1 pseudogene is annotated in these 559 nt (G+C 69.9%); it reads right to left on the bottom strand.

Going from position 1 to position 559, the window contains the following annotated elements:
* Window positions 1–559 (bottom strand): annotated as a pseudogene (locus LPA54_RS35795) (Crp/Fnr family transcriptional regulator); the annotation flags it as partial.

Genomic DNA, 559 nt, shown 5'->3' with positions numbered 1-559 from the left:
GATCTTGTTGCACGGGTAGATCGGCACGCCCCGCCAGGTGGGGATGCGGTTGCCGCCCACGTCGACGGTCTCCGGCACGAGTCCCCGCTTGTTGAGCTCGCGGCCGAACGCGGCGATGGCGCGCGGGTGGGCGAGCAGCAGCCGGGTGCCGCGGCGCCTGCTGAGCAGTTCGTCCATGTCGTCGGGGCCGGGCACCCCGTCGTGCGGCTGGATCCGCTGGTCGTACTCGCAGTTGTGCAGCAGTCCGAAGTCGCGGTTGTTGATCAGCTCGTGCTCCTGTCGCTCCTTCAGCGCCTCGACGGTCAGCCGGATCTGCTGCTCTGTCTGGTTCATCGGCTGGTTGTAGAGGTCGGCCACGCGGGTGTGGATGCGCAGCACGGTCTGGGCGACGCTGAGTTCGTACTCGCGGGGCCGGGCCTCGTAGTCGACGAACGTGTGCGGGATGTCGGGCTCGCCGCTGTGGCCGGCCGCGAGGTCGATCTCCTTCTCGCCGTACCGGTTGGTGCGCTGCCGCGGGACGTCGGCCTGCCGGCGCAGGTGCTCGCGCAGGGTCTCGGAC

It is taken from the genome of Streptomyces sp. DH12, assembly GCF_020873895.1.
Lineage (GTDB): Bacteria > Actinomycetota > Actinomycetes > Streptomycetales > Streptomycetaceae > Streptomyces.
This window is presented reverse-complemented; position numbering and strand designations above follow the sequence as displayed.